This window comes from Methylobacterium sp. WL116 (assembly GCF_008039455.1).
Taxonomy (GTDB): Bacteria; Pseudomonadota; Alphaproteobacteria; order Rhizobiales; family Beijerinckiaceae; genus Methylobacterium.
Window position 1 is genome coordinate 1 of record NZ_VRUV01000908.1, and the last position, 1,048, is coordinate 1,048.

Below are 1,048 nucleotides of genomic sequence, written 5' to 3' on the forward strand. Positions count from 1 at the left end.
CGCCCCCACCATGCGCTCGCCCCGCCGCACCGGGCCGACGCCGGCCGGCGTGCCGGTGAAGATCAGGTCGCCCGGCTCAAGCGCGAAATAGGCCGAGAGGTAGGCGATCTGCTCGGCGACCGACCAGATCATGTCGCCGAGGTCGCCGCGCTGGCGCTCGGCGCCGCCGACCGAGAGGGTGATCGGTCCGGCCGCCGGATGGCCGATCTCGGCGACCGGGTGGATCGGGCCGATCGGGCCGGAGAGGTCGGCCGCCTTGCCGAGGTCCCATGGCCGGGCCAGGGCCTTGGCCTCGTCCTGCAGGTCGCGCCGGGTCATGTCGAGGCCGATGGCGTAGCCGTAGACGTGATCGCGCGCGGCCTCGACCGGGATGTCGCGGCCGCCGCTGGCGAGCGCCGCCACCAGCTCGATCTCGAAATGGTAGTTCTCGGTGCGCGGCGGATAGGGGTGCCGCTTCGGCTCGGGCCCGCAGGGCTGCAGCGCGTCGGCCGGCTTCATGAAGAAGAACGGCGGCTCGCGGTCGGGGTCCTTCCCCATCTCGCGGGCATGCGCCGCGTAGTTGCGGCCGACGCAGTAGACCCGGCGCACCGGGAACAGGTCCGTGCTGCCGGCGACCGGCAGGGCGACGCGGGGCGGGTTCGGGATGACGGACAGCATGGCGTGCCTCGTGAGACAGGGGCGGGTCGTCGTTCGGGCATCGGGTGGACCGGGTGCCCGCTGCGGCTAGTCTTAGGCCACCGACCGGTCCATGCCAGCCCGCAGCGTTTGCATCGCGGCCGCGTCCGCGAGAGAATCCCTGCCGAAGAACCGATCATGACCGAACCCACCCTCGCCCCGGCCCCGTCCGCCGACACCCTCCTCGAAGCCCTGCGCGCGCGCCTCGGGGCCGCCCATGTTCTGACCGACCCGTCCGACCTCGCCCCGTATCTCGTTGAGTCCCGAAAACTCTACCGCGGCTCGGCGCTCGCCGCCGTTCGGCCGGGCTCGACCGAGGAGGTCGCCTTCGTGGTCGAGGCCTGCGCGGCGGCGGGCGTCGCGGTGGTGGCGC

The 1,048-nt window shown here is 73.3% G+C and carries 1 protein-coding gene and 1 pseudogene; one reads left to right on the forward strand and one right to left on the reverse strand.

The genetic code is table 11. The features are described 5' to 3' along the window. Window positions 1–657: fumarylacetoacetate hydrolase family protein (locus FV223_RS28370; protein WP_147729969.1), on the reverse strand; the 657-nt coding region annotated here is incomplete at its 3' end. Window positions 658–813: 156 nt separating this feature from the next. On the opposite strand from FV223_RS28370, the pseudogene FV223_RS28375 reads away from it, so the two are divergent. Continuing rightward, window positions 814–1,048 (forward strand): annotated as a pseudogene (locus tag FV223_RS28375) (hydroxyacid dehydrogenase); the annotation flags it as partial.